Origin of the sequence: Rufibacter latericius, assembly GCF_003721515.1 — a bacterium.
GTDB lineage: Bacteria > Bacteroidota > Bacteroidia > Cytophagales > Hymenobacteraceae > Nibribacter > Nibribacter latericius.
Map to the genome: position 1 here is coordinate 1 of NZ_RJJD01000005.1, position 20,470 is coordinate 20,470.

The window sequence follows — 20,470 nt, forward strand, 5'->3', positions numbered from 1 at the left end:
CTTATTGTATAATGAATCTTGTTCCTTCCTTTCTTCTCTTTTATACAAGTTAATTAGTTTTTGCAAACATAGGACTGTATAAAAGTCAGCTTCGGACGACGGCCTTGCAAGCTGTTTACACGAGTCCGTTGTGGTGCATTATAAATATGAAAAGAACAATTCTATCGCTCACGGTTTTGGGATTGCTTAGTTGCTCCACAGAGCAGCCAAAGGAAAACAATACTGTAAAGGATAATGCGGTTCTTTCACAAGAAGTCATAACGGAAAAGGATACAACCAACAGTCAACCAGCTGAAAAGTTGGAAGTTTCTCCTCAAGAGACAGAGGAAACCCGACAGCTTAAAAACATAGCGACTTCGTTCCACCGCTGGTATATCAAGAATGTAAACAATCCTGATCCAAAGACACCAATTGAAGTAAAGATAGTGGAAGGCATTGCAGGGAAAAGCAAGGTAGAGTACGAGTCATACTTTGAACAGGTAAGAAAGCTGCCCACGGTCTCAGAAAAATTTATCCAGCAGGAGAAACAAAGAATCTCAGGCTGTGCTGAATATATGGGCAAAGTTGACTGGTCAGTTTACAGAGAAGCGGACGCCTACGAGTACGACAAATATTGCACTGGCTCTACTATTACTACTGGATAAGGAGCCAAGAGCCCTTTGCCGACGTGGAAGTTAGCAGTCTGGAAAAGAGCGGAGACGGCTGGCTTGCCACGTTAAGGTTCTTCGATAATTATGAAGGCAAGAAGAGTTACGCCGACCACTACCACCCGATTGTGAAGCTTGAAAAAGAGAGGGGCATTTGGAAAATAACTCAAATAAATTGAAAAGAAAAATAACGCCCCACAACAACGTGTCAACGTCTAGTATAAACGACGGCCTAGCACGCTGTTTACACGAGGCCGTTGGCAGTCTTTATAAAAAGACTACCAGATCAAGCACTTCATCCCCTAAGCCTTAAAAAAAAACAAGAAAAATCTTGCGCAACCAAATAGTTGCATGTATATTCGCAACCATATGGTAGCAAGTTAAAGAAGATGGAAACGAGACGAGATGCATTCCAAGCCATAGCCGACCCCACCAGAAGGGCCATCATTCTGCTGCTGGCAGTAAGTTCCATGACACCCAATGCCATTGCCGAACATTTCAACAGCAGCAGACAGGCCATTTCTAAGCACATTCAGATTTTGACCGAATGTGAGATATTGAAACAGGAGCAGCAAGGCCGGGAAATTCACTACCACTTGAACGCCAGCAAGATGAAAGATATTGAGAAATGGCTGGAACAGTTCAGGCAGCTACTGGCCACACGGTTTGATCAGCTTGACGAAGTATTAAAACAACTTAAATTAGATAAGAAATGAACAAGACTATTTTATTCAATTTTCTGGTAGACAAGGAAAATAACCAGATCAACGTAGAAAGATCCTTTGAGGCACCCCTTGAATTAGTATGGGCTGCCTGGACAGAAGCTGCCATTCTGGACCAGTGGTGGGCTCCCAAACCTTATAAATCCGTCACCAAAACCATGGACTTTACCCAAGGAGGCCGCTGGCATTATTACATGCTAAGCCCCGAAGGAGATAAGCATTGGTGCCTGTTTGACTTTGATCAGATAAGACCCCAAACCTATTTTTCGGGCACAGATGCTTTCTGTGATGAACAAGCCGTGAGAGACAACACCAAACCACAGGTAAAATGGGAAAATGCATTTAAAGCGAAGGAAGAAGACACCCTGGTAACGATCCAACTATCCTTTAAAACACTGGAAGATTTAGAAACCATTGTTCAGATGGGCTTTAAAGAAGGGTTTGCCGCCGGGTTAGAGAACTTAGACCAATACCTCCGCTCAGTTCTAGCTAAAGAAGAGTAACAAACTTAATAACAAGGCAAAAGTTTCTACTTCTGCGAGGGGTAAAACATAATTCCCCTCGCAGAACATGCCTTGGGGTGTTTATTACTTGAATTTTAAAAAACGGACCGAAATCAACCGATTATCCATACAAAAGACTGATAAAACTTAACACGTATGAAGCAGAAGATCTTAACTGGGCTGTGCCTCCTTTTCGGGCTATTACTCATCAACGGGGGCTTAAACAAATTCTTTAATTACATGCCCGTTCCCGAAGGTTTGCCAGAACCACTCCTAAGGGATACAGCGGCATTGACAGAAATCTCCTGGCTCATTCCTTTGATTGGCTTAGCAGAAATCTTGGGTGGAATTCTTGTTATCATCCCCAAAACCCGGGCTTTGGGTGCATTGGTAGTTTTCCCTGTGATGGTAGGCATTCTGCTAACCCATCTTTTCGTGGACACCAGCGGTTTGCCCATTGCCATCGTGATTTGGCTGATTCTCCTTTGGATCATTTTTGAGAACCGAAGAAAATATCTCCCCTTGATCAACCAAGGGTAAACAACGTCAACGAAGCCAAAGAACCACCAACTCTTTTGTTCAAGTTATGACCAGTAAAAAAGCTATTGCTAGCCAAGACGTATTTCCCTGAATTCAGCCTGTTATGTTCTTTCAAAGGTATCGTTGGTTTCCTGCGAACTTCTCTTTTTCAATACTCCCAGTTTCCTTAATTTTTGCAAAGGATGTTTCCGGATCAAATAGGAAAACAAACCCGGGAAGAGCCGTTTTACCCAAACACTAGCTATTTCTGAACCGCCAATCAAGACTTCATTTTTGCCGTTTGCTACTGCTTGAATGATGCCCTTGGCGCAAGCTTCCGGTGAGATGCCCCTGGAGATGGATTCCTGCATTTTCCCATATGCAGAGCCATCTCCTTTCAGAGCCTTTACAGAAATATCAGTTTTCACTAAGCCCGGAATCACCAGAGTAATCTTTATCTCATCCGTTTCCAGTTCTGCCCTTAACGAATCAAAGAACCCATGCAACGCGTGTTTGGAAGCAGAATAAGCTCCTAACTGGGGAATTCCGTATTTTCCGGATAGGCTACTGGTGACCACAAAATGGCCGCTTGCTCTGGCTTTCATCAAGGGCAACAAGGCTTTGGTGAGCACCACCGCACTGAAAAAGTTGACGTCCATTACTTTTTTGATCAGTTCCACCTCCGTGTTGATGATTCTGTCTCTTACGGCAAAGCCTGCATTCAGAAAAACGTAGTCAATTTTATCGTGCACTGACCAAGCCTGTGCGGCAATTTCAGGTAGCGAATCAATTTCGGCCATGTCAGCGGGTAGGACTGTCACTAAATCGGGGTTGGTGCAGTTAGCTTTTACCTTTTCAAGGTTTTCTACATTCCGTGCCGAAAGAAGCAGAAGGGCACCCTGACTGCTCAAGGCCAAAGCAAGTGCGGCTCCAATTCCGCTGGAAGCACCGGTAATCCAGACTACTTTCCCTTTAAATGGTTGTGACGGCATCTGGTTTAAAGTTAGGGTGCTTTGCAATTCGTGACACGGAAGACCAGGCCTACAAACTAGTTTTAAGGAAGACTTTCCTTTTCGGCCTATAATCCGGAAAACACATCGAAAACAGAAGCCTAATTCTAGAGAGCTTGTAAGACCTTTTCTGTTCTGGAAAGAGAATCAGGTAGAAGGTATTTCATGCTCCACTTCCATCCTTATTAAGTTATTGAAATTCATCAAGAAACAGAAGTTCTGCGCTTTAATTTGGGTAGAATTTCTTAGCTTCAGCAGTCACTTGTGATTGTTCCAATGGTTTGTTGGTCAACTCATTCTTGCCTGCCATTTTGGTACTGATTTTTTTAACTTAAGGCAGTCACTGGCCTATTGAATCCATCTCCTTTTGCCTCCTTATCCTTCCCGCCTCTGCATAGCAGGCGATATCCAAGAAGACGCAAAAGGAAGAGTAGAAGCTTGTTTACAAAGTCAGGGATTAGCCTTTTCACATAAGCACGAAACACCAACCACGGGTAAACCATACCTTACATGGCCTATGCACGATGCCGTTGCCGAACGATGTCTCCGGTAACTGTTTAAGGTAGAAGCAGAATCAAATGGTGGAAAACTTAATCAAAGATCACAGAATGGCAAGAACACTTCTTTCTCTCGGATTGGTTTTAGCGGTGATTTTATCAACGAAGGCCCAAAGCAAAGAAATAGATGCTTTGATCATGCCGTATGTGCAAACCAATAATTATAGCGGTAGTGTGTTGATTGCCCAGAATGGCAAGGTCCTGTTTTCAAAAGCCTACGGACAAATGAACCGGACTTATAACCTGCCAAATACGCCTCAAACGAAATTCTTCCTGGCATCTGCTTCCATGATCTTTACGTCGGCGGCTATCATGAAATTGGCCGAAGAAAAGAAGATATCCTTAGATGATCCTGTGGCCAAGTATCTTCCCGATTACAAACCAGGAAACCGTTTAACCTTACACCACCTTTTAAGCCAGAGATCTGGTATTCCGGCCATCGGGGTAAACCAAAAAGTGGATTACGATAGCATCACAAAATTCCAGCATTCGGTAGACCAGCTCATCCATTACTTCAAAGAAGATTCACTGCTATTCCCTCCCGGCAGCAAATACAACCATAGCCGTTCTGATTATATTGTTTTAGCCTACATTATTGAAAAAGTAACCGGAAAACCGTTTGGCAGCTATCTGAAAGAAAGCATTTTCGATCCCCTGAAGCTGACGAATACCGGCCATTCCCACGGAGAAAGCGAGATCATCCCAAACCTAGCCAATGGGTATGCAGCCGTTGGCCATTATGAGGTAGAAAACGCCTACCAAATTAATTGGACTTCCAAAACCGGCCACGGCTCCATTTACTCCACCACAGAAGACCTATACAAATTCTCCACCGCCATCACTAACAACAAGCTTTTGTCAAAAGAATCATGGCAAAAGATTTTCACCGATTATGGCGATAACGTAGGATACGGCTGGTTTATCAGAAATCACCTGGATAGAAAAAGAGTCCAGATGAATGGCCGGTCACCGGGCTTCTCTTCGTATTTCGGCATTTACCCAGATGATAACTTGACCGTTATTGCCCTTTCAAACAACTACATCTCTCTGCCAGCAAACCTGGGAATGCAGTTGGCTGCCCTGGTCCTGAAAAAGCCCGCCCCTAAAACAAACCTCACAAAAAGGGCTGTAGCTCCGGAGCAAGCATCACGTTTGGTGGGCAAATACCAGTTTGACTCTAATTTCTATGTCAAAGATTTGGTCATGGAAGTTAGCTACAAAGAGGGGAATCTGTCTTGCTCGTGGGGTGCGTTGATTCCGGTGGCCGACGCTAAAAAACCCGACACCAAATTTATTCAGCGCACCTACTGGTCAGACGTTGAGTTTACCGAGAACAGCCAAGGCGAAATTGAAGCAATGCTGGTGGACGGGCACAAAGGCGTAAAAGTAAAGGGCTTGTAAAACCAATAAGCCAAACTCCAAAAGCGAGACGTAGCCTTGTGCCAACGAAGGTTTCCCACCCAACAAGCCCTATTGTGAAACACTCGTCTAACACCAACTCGCCTTTAAGGCATGCCTTAGGACAAGCGAAGGATAACTGTCCTTTCGGTTCAGATTTATACCTATCTTGAGGAAATAAAGAGCCCTCATGAAAAAACTCTTCTACCTCCTGTTTGCCGTTACTATTTCCTCCGCCTCTGCCCAGCAGGCTAGCACGGGAACTTCCACCAAATACCCGACCCCGATCAACTTCACAGCCGAGCAAGATCATCAGCACATGATGAAGCAACTGGGCATCAAGGCGCTTCGGCCGGGGCCCAGCGGAGACGAGAAATCCCCTAACGCAGCGAATTACGATGAAGCCAAGGCGAACCCCTACCCCAACCTGCCGGAACTGCTCGCTTTGAAAAACGGCAAGAAGGTAACCACGCCCGCCATGTGGTGGAACCAGCGCAGACCCGAGATCGTGGAAGACTTTGAGCGGGAGATTTTCGGCCGGATTCCTAAAAACGTGCCCAAAGTAACCTGGAAGACAGTGATCTCTGAGCGGGAGATGGTAGGCTGGATACCCGTCAACGCCAAGCAACTGGTAGGAAAGGTAGACAATTCAGACTACCCCTTGCTGGAAGTGAACATTGCCATGACGGTGGTTACGCCCGCCAACGCCAAAGGTCCGGTGCCGGTGTTGATGATGTTCAGCCGAAGTGCTTTGCCGGCTCCGGCGCAACCGCCCAAAGAAAGCATGGAGAAGATCAATGCTGCTTTCAAAAAACTGCTGATAAAACAAGATCCTTCGCTAAAGGCGGTGTTTGAGCAATATCCGGCCTATACCCCCATCACTGCCGCAACCCCTAGTTTCGGTCCGCCGCCCGCCGGCGACCCGCCTACCACGCACCAGCTATTAGCAGCGGGTTGGGGCTACGTGTTAATTGAACCAGGCAGCATCCAAGCCGATAATGGCGCGGGGCTCACCAAAGGCATCATCGGGTTGGTAAACAAAGGCCAAACCCGAAAGCCGGACGATTGGGGTGCGTTACGCGCCTGGGCCTGGGGTGCCTCCCGCGGACTGGATTACCTGGAGACCGACCCCGCGGTAGATGCCAAGCGGGTGGGCATAGAAGGCGTGTCGCGGTTCGGGAAGGCGGCTCTGGCGGCCATGGCTTTTGACCAGCGTTTCTACATGGGCCTGATAGGTTCCTCGGGCGAAGGTGGCGCCAAACTGCACCGCCGTAACTTCGGCGAGGCCGTGGAAAGCCTGACCAGCAGCGGCGAGTACCACTGGATGGCGGGCAATTTCCTCAAATACGGCGCCTCTGAGGCTACTTTCGGTTCTAAAACGGCCAATGATATTCCGGTAGACGCGCACCAATTAATTGCCTTGTGTGCCCCTCGGCTCACTTTCATCAGCTATGGAATCCCTGAACAAGGCGATGCCAAATGGTTAGACCAACAAGGAAGTTACATGGCTACCGTAGCAGCCGGACCGGCCTTCAAATTGCTGGGAGCACGTGATCTGGGCGTAGGCCATGACTACAAAACTGCAAAGATGCCCGGCGTGAATGTAGGCTTGCTGGAAGGGGAATTGGCCTGGCGCCAGCATGACGGCGGCCACACCGATGCTCCCAACATCAAATACTTCATCCAATGGGCAGACAGAATGATGAAACAGAAAGGATCGTCTAATTCAGGCCGCTGAGCAGGATTCTGGCAGCTCGGCCAATTTTTATTGAAAAGTTTTTCTTCCGTTGCCTTATATTTATAGTCCGTTTTCTTGTTGGTAAATATTGGTATGGCACTTCTCAAAGCAAAACACGTCCTTCTTAGATGTCTGGGGGCATCAATTTTCTGTTTGTTCCTGCTCGGGTGCCAGGAATCTGGGAAAAAGAATGCGTTTTGGGGAAAAGACAAGGAAACGAAAGAGCAGATAGCTATTCCGGCCTCCTTTACCGCCGACAGTATCCAGAAACTGACCCGCCAACTAGATTCTGTGTTCAAGCACTTCCACAAACGGAGGGGCTTCAACGGCACGGTGCTGGTGACCAAATACGACAAGGTCATCTACAAAAACGCTTTCGGCTTAGCTGATTTCTACAAGAAAGACTCGCTGACCGTTGAAACCGCTTTTCAATTGGCCTCGGTCTCCAAGCAGTTCACGGCCATGGCCATTATGATGCTCAAGGAAGACGAAAAACTGAGCTACGACGACAGCGTGCAGCAGTATTTCCCAGATTTCCCGTACCACGGCATCACCATCCGGCAACTGTTAACGCACCAGTCGGGTCTGTCCAACTACACGTATTTCAGTGATAAGCTTTGGCCGGACCGCAACAAGAACCTCACCAACCAGGATGTGGTCAACCTGATGGTGGCGCACCGTCCTCAGCCGTACTACCCACCCAACACCCATTTCGATTACAGCAACACGGGCTACAGCCTTTTGGCCTCTATTGTAGAAAAGGTCTCCGAAATGCCTTTCGCCTCTTTCCTGCGCGAACGCATTTTTGAACCCCTGGAGATGAAGCACACCTTCACCTACAGCCCCGATGTAGCTACCCTCACCGGCAAAATAGCCACCGGCCACACCCGTTTCCGGCAGAAAAGAACCTCTGACTACCTGGACACCGTGCTGGGTGACAAAGGCATTTACTCTACCGTAGATGACCTTTACAAATGGGACCAGGCGCTGTACACCCAAAAATTAGTAAGCAAAGAAACCCTGGAGGAAGCGTTTACGGGGTCAATTCTTAATAAGAAGAAAAAACAAACCGAAGACTATGGGTTTGGCTGGCGCATCCGTCCGCTGGAGAACGGTGACACGGCCGTATACCACGGCGGTTTATGGCACGGATTTTCTTCCTACCTGCTGCGCAACCCCAAAGAGCACAGCGCCCTCATTATCCTGAGCAACCTGCCCAACGGTAGCTTCAGTTACCTACAGGAACTACGCAAATTCCTGTACCCTCCCCACCCGGATAGTGTTGCCCAACACAAAGGGCAGAAGCTGGCGGTTCGGGGCCGAAGGTAGCATTATACCAATTATCGCTAGATCAGGAATCGAAAGCGACAAGCAATAACGTTAGCCAGGAATACGTCAGAGACAAGGTTGTGCCTGGTCTTTACGATGATATCGCCTTCTTCACCGCCGGTGCCACTACCGTACCCAGCAACTCAATAGCGTGCATTACCTGCGCATGCGGCATGGTCCCTACGCTGATGTGGAGCAGGAAACGGGTGTTACCGAACAGTTCGTGTTCCCAGAGAATCTTGTCAATCACTTGTTGCGGACTGCCTACCAACAAAGAGCCTTCGGGACCGCGCATGAAGTCGTACTGTTCCCGGCTCATGCCTGACCAACCTCGCTCGCGGCCTATCTTGCCCATGAGGTAAGCGTAAGGCCCGTAGAACTCATCGGCGGCTTTCTGCGAATCATCTGCGATGTAACCGTGCGAGTTAATGGCGAGTTGCAACTTTTCTACATGATAACCAGACTGCAAGTAGGTTTTCTTATACAGATCAGTAAAGGGCACAAACCGCTCGGGCATGCCGCCAATGATGGCCAGCGCCATGGGCAAACCATGTTGGGCAGCTCGTATGACAGACGCCGGAGTTCCGCCTACGGCTACCCAGATGGGCAATTCGGTTTGGTATGGTCTGGGGTACACGCCCAGATCATCAATGGCGGGTCGGTGCTTGCCAGACCAGGTGACCTTTTCACTTTTGTTAAGCGTAATAAGCAATTCCAGCTTTTCAGAAAACAGCTCGTTATAATCGCTTAGGTCCTGCCCGAACAACGGGAAAGACTCGATGAAAGACCCTCGGCCTGCCATGATCTCTGCCCGGCCTTCTGAGAGCAAATCCACCTGGGCAAAATCCTGGAATACCCGCACTGGGTCATCGGAGCTCAGTACCGTCACCGCACTAGACAGCTTGATCTTCTTGGTTTTCACAGCGGCTGCGGCCAACACCACGGCTGGAGAGGAGACAATGAAGTCGGGGCGGTGATGCTCGCCAATGGAGAAGACATCCAGCCCTACCTGATCGGCGAGCTCAATTTCTTCCATCAGGTTGCGCATGCGCTCATGCGGGGCCAACAGTTTGCCGGTGCCCGGGTCTGGGGTGTTCTCTACGAAGGTGGTGATGCCTATTTCCATAGCCAATGTTACGATCTCTTTGTAAGAAGGGAAAGAAAAAAGCACTGGAGGCAGCTCTGCACCTACTATCCTTGGGGTAAGTTCCTGTTGGTATCCTTCGGTTTTAACGTTATCTTCATGAAAACACGTCCAAAACAGGAATTTGGTTTTGGCACCTGCCCCCACAGGAATTACCTGGAAGCCGAAAAATGGGTATCAATTCACATAAATCAAGCTGGTATGACCTACATCAACACGGGGGTGAACCAACCCGGCATCGTGGAACTGCTCTTTTACAAAGGACCAACGGGGAAGGCGTTGTCTAATCTGGCCCACACCCTGCTGCACGGGCCCTCTACCCTCACTTCGGCTGAGCGGGAGCTCATTGCGGCGTACGTGTCTAAACTGAACAACTGCGAGTACTGCCACCAATCCCACTCGGCGGCGGCCAACGTGCATTTCAAAGACACCGGCGAAACGGTAAGCTGCACGGTAGAAAACAAAGATACCGCCCCTATCTCAGAGAAAATGAAGGCGCTGCTGACGGTTGCCGGAAAGGTCCAGCAAAGCGGGAAAGCCGTTCGGCAGGAAGACATAGATCGGGCCAAGGCCAAAGGAGCCTCAGACGAAGAAATACACGACACGGTGCTTATTGCTGCCGCTTTCTGCATGTACAACCGCTATGTAGATGGCCTGGGCACCAATGTGGCCGCTTCACATGAATATCCCCAGATGGGAATACGGCTGGCGAAAAAGGGCTACAAATACCCGCCTTTGTTTTTGCGCAAGGCCATTGTCTGGATGATGAATAGGAAGAGCAAAAAGTAATACCACCCGTAAAATAGAGTATGCTGGATATTGTCATAGAAGCCCGGAAAGCCTCGCTGGCCCCCGGAATGGATGTACGCCGGATTCTGCCTTTTCGGCTACGCCGGATGGTAGGCCCATTTATCTTCATGGACCACGCCGGTCCGGTAGATGTGCAGCCGCCGCTGGTGCACAACATGGACGTGTTGCCACATCCGCACATCGGGTTGTCTACGGTGAGCTACCTGTTTGGCGGCCAGGTCATGCACCGCGACAGTCTGGGCGTGGAGCAGATCATCAGGCCCGGCGAAGTGAACTGGATGACGGCCGGCAGCGGCATCGCGCATTCAGAACGGTTCGAAGACCCTTCGGCCTTGGCCGGCGGAAACCTGGAGATGATCCAAACGTGGGTGGCCCTGCCCGAAAAAGACGAGGAAGCCGCTCCGGCTTTCGACAACTACAAACCAGAACAGCTTCCCATCTTCACCGATGCCGGCGTCTGGATGCGCCTGATTGCCGGCGATGCCTATGGCCTACGGAACGGTGTCAAAACCCATTCGCCTCTCTTTTACCTGCACGTAGTGCTGGATCCGGGCGCCCGCTTCGGCCTGCCCAAAGAACATTCTGAGCGGGGCATCTACGTGGCCAAAGGAAGCGTGGAAGTCTCCGGACGCACTTATTCCATCGGGCAGATGCTGGTGTTCAACAAAGGCGTAGACCCCATCATTCTGGCCAAAGAACCCACCACTCTCATGCTGCTGGGCGGCGAACCGCTGGGCGAACGGTTTATCTGGTGGAATTTCGTTTCCAGCCGGAAAGACCGCATTGAACAAGCCAAAGCCGACTGGAAAGAAGGCCGCATTTTGCTCCCGCCCACAGATAATGCAGAGTTTATTCCCCTGCCGGAAGACAAGTCCAAACCCGCCGGAAGCCCTGCTCCGGAGGCTCTTTCCTGATCACATTTTGAAACCACCCCCCTCAGGCGAAAGCCTGTCGTTTGAAGCCCCCAGATCTACAGCGATCAACAAGGTATGGATACATCTCTAAAAGCCAGGTGGAGACCAGAGACCACTTCTAAACGGGGCGATTCCGAAAAGCCAGACGAGTAGGACAACCTCAATCCATTCACGTCATGCCCAAATATGTCATTGAACGGGAAATTCCCGGCGCCGGCAACCTCACCGCCGATCAACTGAAAGACATTGCACAGACTTCTTGTGGGGTGCTAACCAATATGGGCCCTCAGATCACGTGGCAGCACAGCTATGTGGCCGAAGACAAGATCTACTGCGTGTACATCGCGCCCAACGCCGAAATGGTGCGGGAACACGCCCGTCAAGGCGGATTTCCCGCGAACTCTGTTAAAGAGGTAGCTGCCATCATGGACCCAACTACGGCAGAGTAACATCGGCTGCAGGACATTCCAAGTCACCAGTTTAAGCAACTAGTATCTGGTAAGAACTTAAAAGAACAGGCCCCATGAAATGATTCTTGGGGCCTGTTCTTTTTCAGGCTGTTTTATCAAAAAGGGCTTTAAAACAAAGAGACGCAAGCTTTCACTTGCGTCTCTTTAAAAATCTTAGCTAAACATGCTTACAGCACCAGCGTGGCGATGGAGTGCGGCAGGCTCTTGGCATCGGCGGCTTTGCCGTTGATCCAGAGTTTGTAATCCAGCGGTTTGTCCGTGGTGTTGAGCACGATCACGGCTACTTTGCCGTCTGGATTCAGGAACGCCGTGGTTTGCAGGGCATCGCGGTTAGAGGAGCTGATGATGCGCTTGGCACCCGGCTTCACGAATTTGGAGAAATGGCCCAGGTAGTAAAAGCTGTTGGTGTAATGCACCTTTCCGTTGCGGGTATCGGCGTGGATCGGCGCGAAGCAGAAGTTACCCACGTGGTTCGGTCCGCCTTTCTCGTCCAGCACCATGTTCCAGTCGGTCCAGGCGGCGGTTCCGGCGTTGAAGTCGTTCACCATGGAGTAGCCGTAACGCTCGCCCAGTGACCAGTCATTGATGCGGTTGAAATCGAACTTCTCAATGCAGCCTTCGGTAAAGATGAGGTTGGTTTCTGGGAAAGTCTCTTTCACTTTGCGCAGGTTATCGAACAGCATGTCAGAGCCGGTCCAGGTTTCGTACCAGTGGTAGCCTATGCCCCACACATATTTGGCAGCTTCCGGGTCATTCAGCACGGTGCTGGCGCGTTGGTAGATGAGGTCACGGTTGTGGTCCCAGGCAATCAGTTTTTTGTCTTTCATGCCACTTTTGTGCAAAGTAGGCCCTAAATACTCCTTGATGAAATCGCGCTCCTCCTCGCCGGTGAAGATGCAGGACTCCCAGGTTTGCGTAGCCATCGGCTCGTTCTGCACACTCAGGCCCCAAATTGGGATGCCCGCCTGCTCATAGGAATTGATAAACTTGATGTAATAATTGGCCCACGCCTGACGGTACTCCGGCAGGAGTTTTCCGCCTTTCAACATGGTCTTGGTGTCTTTCATGAAGGCCGGCGGGCTCCAGGGGCTCACGTACATAGTCAGTTTTCCGCCCGCAGCGGCAATGGCCTGCTTGATGAACGGGATGCGGTACTGCTCATCATGCTTCACACTAAAGGTCTTCAGGTCTTTGTCACCCTCTTCAATATAGGTGTAAGAGCCGCTGGCGAAGTCACTGCTGTGGATGGTGGTTCTGCCCAGCGTGTACCCGATGCCATTAGTAGGGTCATAGTAGGCCTTCATGATCTCCTGCTGCTTGTCCTTCGGCATTTTGGCGAAAGTCTCGGCCGTGGCATCCGTAATGGCACCGCCAATTCCTACCATGGTCTGGAAGGTTTTGTTCGGGTCCACGAACACGCACACCTGCGTCTCCAGCGGCTGCCCGAAATCCTGAAAACGCGCCGTTCCGGTTTGGGACAGACGATGCTCTGTGTCTTTGGCGGTGGTGTAGACTGTCACCGAGCGGTTGTTTACCTGAAAATTAGTATTGCTGGTTTTGCTTTGACTCGTTTTTACCTGCGAGCAGGAAACCGCGATGCCTGCCGTCAGCAAGGCGAGGGATGCCAGGGAATGTATTTTCTTCATCTTTTGGAATGAGTGATGGATTAATTGAGAGAAAAATTGAGTAGAGGATTCTGGGCCAGCAAAGTAAATTTGTTTAGAGTATATTTTCCTTAAAACACCCCCCAAACAGCACCTAGCTAACTTCTGCTCCCTCCAGAAATTACCAAACGTACGTGCCTACCGCGCCTGCCGCTAACGTAGCCGATACAGTTTTGCCTTTATGCCGGATGTTGAACGTCTGGGATGCATCGCCATCGTTCAGCACAATGACCACGCGCTCGCCTTTCGGAGTTCTGAAAGCGACGTTCGGCAGGTTGGTAGGAATGTTAGAAGCGATTCTCACCGAGCCCGGACGCACAAACTTGGACGCGTGCGCGATGATGTAGTAAGCCGGGTTCCGGATCACCTTGTCTCCGTCAATGGTCAGGGCACCAAGACATTCAGTGCAACCGCCCGGGGTGTGGGGTTTCTGTTGCGGATCGGCGGCCAGGTTCCATTCCAATACGTTGCGGGACCAGTTGCGGGGAGCGCCTATGATGAGTTCGCGAACGTGCCATTTCAGGTCGCCCAGGAACTTGCCGGGAGCACCAATCCACTGCTCGGTGAAGTACACGTTCTTATCTGGGTGGGCATTGTGCACCTCAGACATGGCCTCGATCTTGCCGCCGTAGAGGTGAAACGCCGAGCCATCGATGTATTTCTTCGCCTCAGGATCATTCAGGATAGAGATAGGATAATCCGGACGATCCAGGTTGTGGTCGTAGAGGATGATCTTGGTTTTTACGTTCGCTTTCTGGAAAGCAGGCCCTAAATGATTCTTCACGAATACCGCCTGATCTGGCGCGAGCATGAGCAAACTAGGGTTGTTGCCCGGGTGCAAAGGCTCATTCTGTACCGTGATCGCATGGATGGTGATGCCTTCTTTGGCCATTTCCTGCACGTATTTCACGAAGTACTTGGCATAGGCATCGTACCACTCTGGCTTCAGGGAACCGCCTTTAGAGTTGTTGTTCGTCTTCATCCAGGTGGGCGGCGACCACGGCGAGCCCAGGATCATGATTTTAGGGTTGATGGCCAAAATCTCCTTTAAAACAGGAAGCAGAAACTCGCGGTCCGGCGCCAGGCTGAACTTCTCCATGGTAGGATCCGTCTGGCCCTCGGGCAGGTCGTTGTAGGAAAACACCTTCTCGTCCAGGTCAGACGCGCCAATGCTCAGGCGCAGATAACTCACACCGATGTTGTTTCCATCCGTCGCAAATAGTTCTTTCAGGATAGCCGCCCGGGCTGCCGGAGTCATTTTGTGCAGATGGTACGCGCTGCCGCCGGTCAAGGTATAGCCAAAACCGTCTATCTCCTGGAAGGTCTGCTGGTCATCAATATCAATCACCGAAGTAGCAGGGACAGCATTCGAGCTGAACACCAACGGTTGGGCCTGCTTCTGGAATAGTGCTGTTTGATCAGCGGTAGTTAGCCAAAGGTCCGCCTCGTTCTTAGAGAAAAGGCCTTTGTTAGAAGTACAGCCCGTAGCACCGCCCAGGCAAAGCCCACCGATGATAAGGGTGCGTACCCATTGTTTTTTGAGGGAATGAATCATGAATAGAAATAAATTGATGTTAACTCAGACTATCGGGCTTTTGAAGTAGAGCCCTAATAAGAAGTAGCTCTAACCGCACCTTTCCAATACTCATTCCTACTTTGTCATCTTGGAAAGATCTTGTGGGCAAACGGTAATAGCGCTTACGACAAAGCTTCTCTAGTTCGCTCACAAGGTCTTTTCAGGATGACAAAGGAGAGAGAATGACAAAAGAGGGAAAAGGGTGTAAAGTGCGTCAGAGAAATGCCTCCAAACAAAGGCCCTACGCCGAGTTGGGTTTTTAAAAGTGAATCTTAATCTTTACTGAAGTGCAGTAATCCGTTTAGAGGCTGGTTCAGGTAAAACAGCCTCTAAACGGGGAAAAGGTTTACCACACGTAGGTACCGGTCGCGCCGCCTCTCAGGGTAGTAGAGACAATCTGGCCGCGGTACCGGATGTTGAAGGTCTGGTCAGAACCGGTTTCGTTCAGCACCAACAGCACTTTCTTACCCGCCGGGTTCTTGAAGGCCACGTGCTGCAGGGTGTTGAATGTCTCGGTGTTCTGAGCATTCAGGAGGGTAGTTTTCACCCGCACCGATCCCGGCCGCACAAACTTAGACGCGTGCGCGATGATGTAGTAGGCCACATTACGCGTTGCATTGTTTCCGCTCACAGTCACGGCAGGCAAACAGGTGTTGCAGCCACCATCCGTGTAAGGACGGTTGTTCTGATCGGCGGTCAGGTTCCACTCCAGCGCGTTCTTGCTCCAGTTGCGCATGCTACCTATAATCACGTTTGTCATGTGCCACTTAAGATTTGAACCAAAGTTTTTGTCATCCTCTCCTGCACCTACCCATTGTTCAGTGAAGTACACGTTCTTATCTGGGTGGGCATTGTGCACGGTAGTCATGTCGCTGATGTTACCCGCATACAGGTGGAAGGCCGAACCGTCTACATATTGTTTGGCTTCTGGGTCATTCATGATGCTGATGGGGTATTCCGGTTTATCTAAATTATGGTCATACAAGATGATCTTGGTAGCCAGGTTTGCCACGCGTAAGGCCGGCCCGATGTTGTTTTTCACGAAGTTCGCCTGGTCCTGCGCCGACATGTACATGCTGGGGTTGTTACCGTCATGCAGAGGCTCGTTCTGTATCGTGATCGCGTCAATGGTGATGCCGGCCGCCTTCATACTTTGGATGTAGTTCACCAGATACTCGGCGTAGTCATCGTAAAACTCTGGCTTCAGAGAACCGCCTTTGGGGCTGTTGTTCGTTTTCATCCAGGCCGGGGGTGACCATGGCGAGGCGAGTAATTTGATATTCGGATTGATGGCCAAGATCTCCTTGAGCACCGGAATGTAATACGCCTGGTCTGGTGCCAAACTGAAGGCAGTGCCCATCACATCCTGGTACGAATACACGGTGGGGCTCAGGTCAGAGGCACCCACGTTCAGGCGCAGGTAACTCACCCCGATGGTGTTTTCCTCGCCATCAACCGCAAACAACTCTTTCAACAGATCGGCACGGCTGGCCGAGGCCATCTGGTTAAGCACGTAGGCGCTGCCGGTGGTCAAGGTGTAGCCAAAGCCATCTACAGTCTGGTAGGTTTGGGTGGTGTCCAGCTCGATGGTCAGGTTATTGTTGGTCTCGGCTTTGAAGTTCAGGGTCACGTTCTGCTTTTTGAACAGCACCGATTTGTCTGGATTGGTGAGCCAAAATGCTACCTGGCTGGTACCGTTACCAGAAGGGGGCGGCGGTGGAGCCGGCGTTGGGTCTGAATCGCCGCCGCCGCAACTGGCCAAAGAGCCAACCAGCAACGCCAGCATACTTAGTTTGGTTATTTTCTTAAAGAAGGGACTTCCCATGGTTACTCAGTAAAGGAACAAGCCAACGCTGCAAGAGGGTTGCTTCGGCTTGCCTAATGGAACACACTGCTGCTAGTGGAAACAGATTATAACCTTTGTGGTCAACGATCTCCGTTTCCAACTTCCCTGTTTCCAGGTATCTTCAGCTTTAAGGCTCTTTTTGAAAAACAAGCCCTAAAACAGCTTTCAAAGAAAGCGGGCGCTTTTCCCTTTGCGAAAGGCGAAGCGCCCGCTTCTTTTATTGCTTCACGAAGGAATACTCGGCGGTTTTGTAATCGTTAGCCACGGTGATGGTGGCCTTGTAATTACCCGCCTGCTTAATGCCCTTGTAGTTAGGACCTCCATTGGTCATGGTTCCGCTCAGGGCCGCGCTGTTGGTCCCGAACTGAACCTCCCACGGGGAGTTAAACTTCAGGTCATAGTTGGCATTCAGGGCTACAGTGCCTTCAAAGATGTACGGGTGCTTATAGGTCAACAGGTACTCATTGCGGGCATCCCATCCTCCTCCGGCGTCATCCCAATGGAAAAGCTTGATGTTGTAGTACTTCCAGGTTAGTTTCTTGGTGGCGAAGTTCAAGGTGATTTGATATGCTTGGCTGCGAGTAACGGCAATGGCACCACTACCCTCTGCAAAATCTACTGTGGTAGATACTGCATCTGCATCTGGAGTGGAAGTCTCTCCAATTTTGGCCGAAGTGGTGAATGTCGTGCCAGAACCATCTCTTGCTGTATTCAGCGTATAGGATTTGCCGTTTTCCAGGGCCAGGAATACGTTTGAAGTGAAGGTGTCACCGTTGGTGACAAGTTCAGCTACTACATTGTTACCTTGCAACAAGTACAGTTTATCAGGCATAGTAGTTGGCCTGTTGTCTTTCACCAAAGAATAGGTGTATTGGTCTCCAGACAAGTTTAAGGTGATAAGATGTTTGCCTGTGGCTGGAGCCGGAATATCTTCAAATTGTTTTCCTTCGCCCACAGCCTGTGACTCCATGACCAGTTGGTTGGTGGTTCCCTTTACCCGCTTCATCACTATTCCCCAATCACCATTCGCCCTGAAAATAAAGCCCTCGGCCTTGGCAACATCAACGATAGAGGTCCAAACCCCGTTGCCTTGGTAGTCCAGCGGTTCATCTCCGCCCCAGCCAGAGGCAAAGGCTCCACCAACCACACTCCACTTGTCTATTTTCACGAAGCTGTAGGTGTTGTTATTCATGTCAGCCGTAATGCGGTAGGTACCAGAACCCGGAGCGGGTATGGGCGTTCCTTTTTTACGCAAGGTGCCATTGCCGGCTGCGCCAAATACAATGGAGTTGGCATTCGGCTGGCTGTAGAACAGGAAAGTGCCGCCTGCAGTTAATCTGGTGTAGGCTTCAAATACATTGGTTGGTTTTCCGTCGCTGTCTTTTAGGGCGCGCATCATAATGGCTTGGCTTACATCCGTTCCTTTCTCAGTGGCAGAACCAGAAAGGTACAGTGAGGTAGTCTCATTCTGAAAGCGCTTTACAGAAACTAGCTTGCCCGTAGAAACAATCTCCTTGCTCAAGGATTGCGCCACTACGGCCCATTTTAACGGAACTGTTGTGTTGGCGTCATACCCCGCCATAGACAAGGCTTGGTCTATCTGAGCTGCAGTAGGCTCTATGAACAAGTTTTTCCCGCCGTTGCCGGTGGACATGCTTAGGATTGGGGTGCTAAAATCTGCATTAGCAGCAGAGTCTAACACAAATTTATAGGTCACGCCATAATTCTTGCTGGATACCGCGGGAGCCCAGTCAAAACGGATGGCGGTGTTAGGCGCGCTCTGGTCTAACGAAATGGTGGCATTCTCTGCGGGGCCTGCCAGTGCCGGGGAACTCAGTTCCCAGTTGCCCACAGGCTCAATGTTGTCTTGCTCCTCGCAGGCACCCACCACAAACAGCAGGGCCAAGAGCTGAAAAAACACGTTAATTTTTTTCATGGAGATGATTATTTAGACATGAATTCTTTAGGACTTCCTGCTACAGGCACTCACCTTTCCCCCAGGCCAACGTCACAAATCATTGCCACGCACCCAGGTTAGTTTCGGGGCTGTTTTTGGAAAAACAGCCCCGAAACACCTTCAGGAAAATGCACCCATGTGGTGCGAAGGAGGCGTTGTCTACCCCAGGGATTAGTTATATCCTGGAGTTTGTACCAGTAAAGGATTGCGGTTGATTTCTGACTGCGGAATAGGCAGGAACAGCTCGTGTGCCGCTACATTGTATTCTTTCTTAGTATTCGTGCGCAGGTCTATCTCGTTGAGTTTCGTCATGGTGTCAATGGCTTTTCCAAGCCGACGAAGATCATCCCAACGGTGCCCTTCCTGAGCCAGCTCCAGACGGCGCTCTTTCAAGATGGCCTCTCTCATCTGTTCTTGCGTGGTAGAAGTGTTGACTCCAAGATTCACTCTTCTGCGCACGGTGTTCAGCACAGTTCTGGCTTCTTCAAGACGGCCCAGTTCGTTCAGGGCTTCGGCTTTCAGGAGCATGATATCCGCTAACCTGAAGATGTACTGGCGGTTGGTGCTAGCCCAACCGTTGGCGCTTTTCCAACGGTAGGCAAACGGCACACGACCTCCCGTGCTCACTGACCAGAACTCATCTGACCAAGGCGCATTCTCAAATAAGATGGTGGTGTTCATCCGGATGTTGTCATCCTCAGATTCGTAGGCATTCACCAGATCATGAGACGGCGTCATGAATTTGCGCCAGGTATCACCACTCAAAGAAGGCGGGAGCAACATCTGCGGTCCCCAGTTGGCTTCGTTTCCGCCAATGAACTGCACTTCCATGATAGACTCGGCATTGTTGTAATGGGCTCCGTCAAACAGGTCATTGAAGTTACCCAGCAACTGGTAGCCCGCCGGGCTATTGATCACGGCATCGGCATACTGCACTACTTTGTTGTAATCCCGGTCTGGGCGTTGGGCCCAGGCTTTGGCCAACAAAGCATTGGCTGCTCCACGGGTTGCACGGGCCTTGTTCACGCTGGCCTCGCCACCGTACGTATCCGGCAGGCGGTTATCCAAGGCAAAGGTCAGGTCCGTCACAATCTGGTTGTACACCTCTACTTCAGTGGCTCGTGGCTTCTGCGTAGTCCCTGGGTCCAGAGACGTTACCGGTTCCAGCATCAAAGGAACACCGCCCCACATTTTCACTAGTTGGAAATAGTGGTAAGCGCGTAGGAAAGCTGCCTCGCCCAAAATCTGAGCCTTACGGGATTCTGACAACTGTGGATCTGTGATCAACGGCACTTTCTGCAGCACCACATTGGCTTTGGCGATGGCGTTGTAGATCTGGCTCCAGTTGTTCCAGAGGCGGCTGTTGGTGGGTGTGATGGCCACGTTGTCTACCGCAAAAATTTCCGCGTTATCACCTCCAGCATAGTAGTTATCGGAGAGAATCTCACTGAATACTAAGTTATCCCAGATATAATATTCGGCTTGGAACGACTCGTAAACGCCAGTTAAGGCAGCTTCGGCATCGGTGGCCGTTTTATAGGCGTTTTCTAGCGTTGACTCAGAAATGGGCTCTTGTTCCAGAAAGTCTTCGCAGGCAGGGGCTCCCATCAGGAGGGCACCCGCTAAGGTATAGATGGCTATTTTATTCAGTTTCATAACTTACTCA

General features: G+C 50.2%; 17 protein-coding genes. 10 read left to right on the forward strand and 7 right to left on the reverse strand.

Annotated elements, in window-relative coordinates; all coding sequences use genetic code 11:
• Nucleotides 1-146 precede the first annotated feature (146 nt).
• The 4 genes from EFB08_RS09615 to EFB08_RS09630 all read left to right on the forward strand — a co-directional run bounded on the left by EFB08_RS09615 (nt 147) and on the right by EFB08_RS09630 (nt 2,412).
• The gene (locus EFB08_RS09615; RefSeq protein WP_123126751.1) at nt 147-644 is read left to right on the forward strand and encodes a hypothetical protein; all 498 of its coding nucleotides are present in this window, start codon (nt 147-149) and stop codon (nt 642-644) included.
• A 392-nt stretch (nt 645-1,036) separates the two neighbouring features.
• Nucleotides 1,037-1,363 carry an ArsR/SmtB family transcription factor gene (locus tag EFB08_RS09620; protein WP_123126752.1) on the forward strand — a complete coding sequence of 109 codons (327 nt, stop codon included), beginning with the start codon at nt 1,037-1,039 and terminating at the stop codon, nt 1,361-1,363.
• Complete coding sequence (locus EFB08_RS09625) at nt 1,360-1,872, forward strand: SRPBCC family protein (RefSeq protein WP_123126753.1); 513 nt, start codon at nt 1,360-1,362, stop codon at nt 1,870-1,872. The genes EFB08_RS09620 and EFB08_RS09625 overlap by 4 nt, the downstream gene beginning before the upstream one ends.
• Nucleotides 1,873-2,028: 156 nt before the next feature.
• A complete protein-coding gene (locus EFB08_RS09630) occupies nt 2,029-2,412 on the forward strand; it encodes a DoxX family protein (protein WP_123126754.1) in 384 nt (127 codons plus the stop codon).
• A gap of 101 nt (nt 2,413-2,513) precedes the next feature.
• Here the strand turns inward: EFB08_RS09630 and EFB08_RS09635 are convergent, their stop codons facing one another.
• Nucleotides 2,514-3,383 (reverse strand): SDR family oxidoreductase, encoded by an 870-nt coding sequence (locus tag EFB08_RS09635; RefSeq protein ID WP_123127036.1) that lies wholly within the window; start codon nt 3,381-3,383, stop codon nt 2,514-2,516.
• A 626-nt stretch (nt 3,384-4,009) separates the two neighbouring features.
• Here EFB08_RS09635 and EFB08_RS09640 point away from each other — a divergent pair.
• From EFB08_RS09640 to EFB08_RS09650, 3 genes are all read left to right on the forward strand, one after another.
• Nucleotides 4,010-5,359: a serine hydrolase domain-containing protein gene (locus EFB08_RS09640; protein ID WP_165864848.1), complete on the forward strand. Its 1,350-nt coding sequence runs from the start codon at nt 4,010-4,012 to the stop codon at nt 5,357-5,359.
• 187 nt (nt 5,360-5,546) lie between these two features.
• Nucleotides 5,547-7,094 carry an alpha/beta hydrolase family protein gene (locus EFB08_RS09645; protein WP_123126756.1) on the forward strand — a complete coding sequence of 516 codons (1,548 nt, stop codon included), beginning with the start codon at nt 5,547-5,549 and terminating at the stop codon, nt 7,092-7,094.
• A 153-nt stretch (nt 7,095-7,247) separates the two neighbouring features.
• Nucleotides 7,248-8,423, forward strand: a complete 1,176-nt coding sequence (locus EFB08_RS09650) for a serine hydrolase domain-containing protein (RefSeq protein WP_227006282.1) — start codon at nt 7,248-7,250, stop codon at nt 8,421-8,423.
• A gap of 91 nt (nt 8,424-8,514) precedes the next feature.
• Here EFB08_RS09650 and EFB08_RS09655 read toward each other — a convergent pair whose 3' ends face one another.
• Nucleotides 8,515-9,549: an LLM class flavin-dependent oxidoreductase gene (locus EFB08_RS09655; RefSeq protein ID WP_123127037.1), complete on the reverse strand. Its 1,035-nt coding sequence runs from the start codon at nt 9,547-9,549 to the stop codon at nt 8,515-8,517.
• Between the two features lie 117 nt (nt 9,550-9,666).
• Between EFB08_RS09655 and EFB08_RS09660 the strand changes: the two genes are divergently transcribed.
• From EFB08_RS09660 to EFB08_RS09670, 3 genes are all read left to right on the forward strand, one after another.
• Nucleotides 9,667-10,356 (forward strand): carboxymuconolactone decarboxylase family protein, encoded by a 690-nt coding sequence (locus EFB08_RS09660; protein WP_227006283.1) that lies wholly within the window; start codon nt 9,667-9,669, stop codon nt 10,354-10,356.
• Nucleotides 10,357-10,376: 20 nt separating this feature from the next.
• Nucleotides 10,377-11,291: a pirin family protein gene (locus EFB08_RS09665; protein WP_123126759.1), complete on the forward strand. Its 915-nt coding sequence runs from the start codon at nt 10,377-10,379 to the stop codon at nt 11,289-11,291.
• A 176-nt stretch (nt 11,292-11,467) separates the two neighbouring features.
• Nucleotides 11,468-11,740 carry a DUF4242 domain-containing protein gene (locus tag EFB08_RS09670; protein ID WP_123126760.1) on the forward strand — a complete coding sequence of 91 codons (273 nt, stop codon included), beginning with the start codon at nt 11,468-11,470 and terminating at the stop codon, nt 11,738-11,740.
• 188 nt (nt 11,741-11,928) lie between these two features.
• On the opposite strand, the gene EFB08_RS09675 is transcribed toward EFB08_RS09670, so the two are convergent.
• The 5 genes from EFB08_RS09675 to EFB08_RS09695 all read right to left on the reverse strand — a co-directional run bounded on the left by EFB08_RS09675 (nt 11,929) and on the right by EFB08_RS09695 (nt 20,460).
• The gene (locus EFB08_RS09675; RefSeq protein WP_123126761.1) at nt 11,929-13,407 is read right to left on the reverse strand and encodes a glycoside hydrolase family 30 protein; all 1,479 of its coding nucleotides are present in this window, start codon (nt 13,405-13,407) and stop codon (nt 11,929-11,931) included.
• A gap of 139 nt (nt 13,408-13,546) precedes the next feature.
• Entirely contained in the window at nt 13,547-14,980 is a 1,434-nt protein-coding gene (locus EFB08_RS09680) for a glycoside hydrolase family 30 protein (RefSeq protein WP_123126762.1), read from the reverse strand.
• 367 nt (nt 14,981-15,347) lie between these two features.
• Nucleotides 15,348-16,826, reverse strand: coding sequence for a glycoside hydrolase family 30 protein (locus tag EFB08_RS09685; RefSeq protein ID WP_227006284.1), 1,479 nt, complete (start codon nt 16,824-16,826; stop codon nt 15,348-15,350).
• Nucleotides 16,827-17,064: 238 nt separating this feature from the next.
• Nucleotides 17,065-18,783, reverse strand: coding sequence for a SusE domain-containing protein (locus EFB08_RS09690; RefSeq protein WP_123126764.1), 1,719 nt, complete (start codon nt 18,781-18,783; stop codon nt 17,065-17,067).
• 192 nt (nt 18,784-18,975) lie between these two features.
• Nucleotides 18,976-20,460 carry a RagB/SusD family nutrient uptake outer membrane protein gene (locus EFB08_RS09695; protein WP_123126765.1) on the reverse strand — a complete coding sequence of 495 codons (1,485 nt, stop codon included), beginning with the start codon at nt 20,458-20,460 and terminating at the stop codon, nt 18,976-18,978.
• Nucleotides 20,461-20,470: the final 10 nt, after the last annotated feature.

What these genes read in the sequence shown, in the direction of transcription:
- EFB08_RS09635 (WP_123127036.1), bottom strand. Translation starts at nt 3,383, where the DNA reads ATGCCGTCACAACCATTTAAAGGGAAAGTAGTCTGGATTACCGGTGCT.
- EFB08_RS09680 (WP_123126762.1), bottom strand. Translation starts at nt 14,980, where the DNA reads ATGATTCATTCCCTCAAAAAACAATGGGTACGCACCCTTATCATCGGT.
- EFB08_RS09695 (WP_123126765.1), bottom strand. Translation starts at nt 20,460, where the DNA reads ATGAAACTGAATAAAATAGCCATCTATACCTTAGCGGGTGCCCTCCTG.
- EFB08_RS09690 (WP_123126764.1), bottom strand. Translation starts at nt 18,783, where the DNA reads ATGAAAAAAATTAACGTGTTTTTTCAGCTCTTGGCCCTGCTGTTTGTG.
- EFB08_RS09625 (WP_123126753.1), top strand. Translation starts at nt 1,360, where the DNA reads ATGAACAAGACTATTTTATTCAATTTTCTGGTAGACAAGGAAAATAAC.
- EFB08_RS09640 (WP_165864848.1), top strand. Translation starts at nt 4,010, where the DNA reads ATGGCAAGAACACTTCTTTCTCTCGGATTGGTTTTAGCGGTGATTTTA.
- EFB08_RS09630 (WP_123126754.1), top strand. Translation starts at nt 2,029, where the DNA reads ATGAAGCAGAAGATCTTAACTGGGCTGTGCCTCCTTTTCGGGCTATTA.
- EFB08_RS09670 (WP_123126760.1), top strand. Translation starts at nt 11,468, where the DNA reads ATGCCCAAATATGTCATTGAACGGGAAATTCCCGGCGCCGGCAACCTC.
- EFB08_RS09665 (WP_123126759.1), top strand. Translation starts at nt 10,377, where the DNA reads ATGCTGGATATTGTCATAGAAGCCCGGAAAGCCTCGCTGGCCCCCGGA.
- EFB08_RS09685 (WP_227006284.1), bottom strand. Translation starts at nt 16,826, where the DNA reads ATGGGAAGTCCCTTCTTTAAGAAAATAACCAAACTAAGTATGCTGGCG.
- EFB08_RS09660 (WP_227006283.1), top strand. Translation starts at nt 9,667, where the DNA reads ATGAAAACACGTCCAAAACAGGAATTTGGTTTTGGCACCTGCCCCCAC.
- EFB08_RS09615 (WP_123126751.1), top strand. Translation starts at nt 147, where the DNA reads ATGAAAAGAACAATTCTATCGCTCACGGTTTTGGGATTGCTTAGTTGC.
- EFB08_RS09620 (WP_123126752.1), top strand. Translation starts at nt 1,037, where the DNA reads ATGGAAACGAGACGAGATGCATTCCAAGCCATAGCCGACCCCACCAGA.
- EFB08_RS09675 (WP_123126761.1), bottom strand. Translation starts at nt 13,407, where the DNA reads ATGAAGAAAATACATTCCCTGGCATCCCTCGCCTTGCTGACGGCAGGC.
- EFB08_RS09645 (WP_123126756.1), top strand. Translation starts at nt 5,547, where the DNA reads ATGAAAAAACTCTTCTACCTCCTGTTTGCCGTTACTATTTCCTCCGCC.
- EFB08_RS09655 (WP_123127037.1), bottom strand. Translation starts at nt 9,549, where the DNA reads ATGGAAATAGGCATCACCACCTTCGTAGAGAACACCCCAGACCCGGGC.